This is a genomic window from Sodalis sp. (in: enterobacteria) (genome assembly GCF_047607725.1).
GTDB lineage: Bacteria > Pseudomonadota > Gammaproteobacteria > Enterobacterales > Enterobacteriaceae > JBLKSS01.
On the sequence record NZ_JBLKSS010000342.1, the window covers coordinates 1 to 2,239 of the forward strand.

Here is a 2,239-nt window from a genome sequence, read left to right on the forward strand (position 1 = left end):
CGGGCACCGGTGAACTCAATGTCGCAAGTAACGGGTTCGGCAGAGGGTAAAGGAAAACGTAAGGGTGATGGTTCGGCGGTGAGTGTAACCGCCAGTAGCTCAGCCTGCTGTGTAGTGGGGATTTTAGGTTGGACACCGAACTTGCCCTGACGGTAGAGCTGGCGCCAGTTGAACAGCAAATTGTCATTGATACCGTTATCCCGTGCCAGCTTGGCAATGGATACGCCGGGCTGGAGCGCCTGCTCAACCAGCTTAATGTTAAAGTCCAGCGGGAAATTGGGACGATGTCTTGAGGGTTTTGGTGGGGTTTGTTTCATGAATTGCGCCCATTAAAAAAATAATGGACATCATCTTTAATAACTTGATGGGGAATTAACAGACGGCGCGGGGCGTACGCTTACCAACGGGCCGAGGTAAAGCAGTAATATTCAACAAGCCAATAAGGCAGTGGGCCGGGTGATGGCCGGCGCTCGAGGATAGGCGCCCGCTTTCTGTCCGTTTAATGCCTCGATAGGAAACATCACCCGGTGGCAGGGGCAATGTCGCGGCGACACCTGGGCTAACGGGCCCTCGTAGGGTCGCTGTCTCGCCACTTGCCGTTGCTGATATTCTCGGCGGCTGCCTTAGCGCCGCAGGCAAGAATAAGAGGGGAGAAAGCGTTCAAGGATCGAACTCAGGGTTTAGGGCGGCATAAACGGGGTTCTGCCCTTATTCTTTTGCGATTCATCAATTGGACGCGCGCGGAACAGAGCCGGAAATATCGCTCCCGTGCAGGCGCTTCCTGTTTGCGCAACAGGCGGGTGCCGCGGCTAAAAAGGGAACGTAGAAGATTCACACGCTAATATAAATACAGGTTAACGAACATATTCACCCTATGAAAAAGCTATCAAGAATGCGGCATAACGCACATTTTGGCAGCAAGGGGGGGGCCTATTTTGGCCCGGCGATTTGCTGCCTTCTTTACCGCCTTTGGCAATATACTGCAAGAGAAAAGGTCATAACGCTTACCTTCGGCCATTGAAATCACTGCAGGTGAAATATTTCTTGAACATCAAAATGCCTTCTAATCAAACCGTCTTCGCGGTAACGGCTTTTAACTCATCGGCAAATTAGCGCAGAGAAGTGTGTCGGTTTGTCACAATGGAATGGCATGGACACAGATCGCGAGTTTGCGAATGTGAAGATATTGTTGAATTATAACGGCGCAATGGCGGCGCTATCGTGAAACGCCGGGGGTAATCCCCACTCTTCCTGCCGTTCAGTAGTTAATTATTCTGTTAATAATGTACTTATTACAATGTTTGCTTGATTATTATTTAAAAACATCTATGGCGCAGACCCGTGTGGAATAGACCTCCTCTCCGGGAAGGTGCTTGCATGATGTCGGGGAATAGGGCAAAGGATTGGGCCTTTGTACGCCGCGCGCGGCGCAAAGGGCAGATAAAAAAAACCGCTGCGAGCAGCGGTTTTTTTGCAACTTGGGTCGACTAGGCGATTACAGCAGAAAATCTTCCAGTGCTTTGCCTTCTTCACCAATCGCTTTTTTGATTACCGCAGGGGTACGGCCTTGGCCGGTCCAGGTTTTAACGTCGCCGTTTTCGTCGGTGTACTGATATTTCGCCGGACGAGCGGCACGCTTGGTTTTACCCGCGGATTTAGAGGAACTCATCGACTGCAGCAATTCGTTCGGGTCGATGCCATCGGCAATCAACATTTCGCGGTATTGCTGTAATTTGCGCGTACGCTCTTCAATTTCAGCCTGGGCTTGACTATCTTCCTCACGGCGTTCATTGACAACGACCTCTAGTTTCTCCAGCATTTCTTCAAGAGTTTCCAGAGTGCATTCTCTGGCCTGTGCGCGCAGAGTACGGATGTTGTTTAGAATCTTTAGTGCTTCGCTCATTGACATAATCTCGAATATTATAAAGGGGGCGTCCCAGTAATAATAGAGCGCTAGTTTCTTTTCTGCAATACCCAGATTGTGATTAATCAAAAGTATTCTTTATAAATGCCTATGACCCCGTAACTGTAAATATATTGTGTTCGCCGGGCGAGGCAAAATTGATTCATCAGGTTCCGTTTTTCCTTCAGGACGCCTTATGAGTGCATAATGCACTGCTGATTTCATTATAAGGAAGGTTTATATCACCGCGCCGGCGGGGGGGGGTTATAACCGCTTTAGACCTTCCCGGCGGCTGAAAAATAAAAGCTTTACAGCATAATCTCCTGCGTTTTCTTA

2 protein-coding genes are annotated in these 2,239 nt (G+C 49.4%); both read right to left on the reverse strand.

The genetic code is table 11. The annotated features are described in order from the left end of the window. On the reverse strand, positions 1-317 hold a 317-nt coding region (locus ACMX3H_RS20105; protein WP_415211952.1), incomplete at its 3' end, for a transposase. A 1,178-nt stretch (positions 318-1,495) separates the two neighbouring features. Then, entirely contained in the window at positions 1,496-1,903 is a 408-nt protein-coding gene (hns, locus tag ACMX3H_RS20110) for a histone-like nucleoid-structuring protein H-NS (protein WP_415211953.1), read from the reverse strand. Between the last annotated feature and the right edge of the window lie 336 nt (positions 1,904-2,239).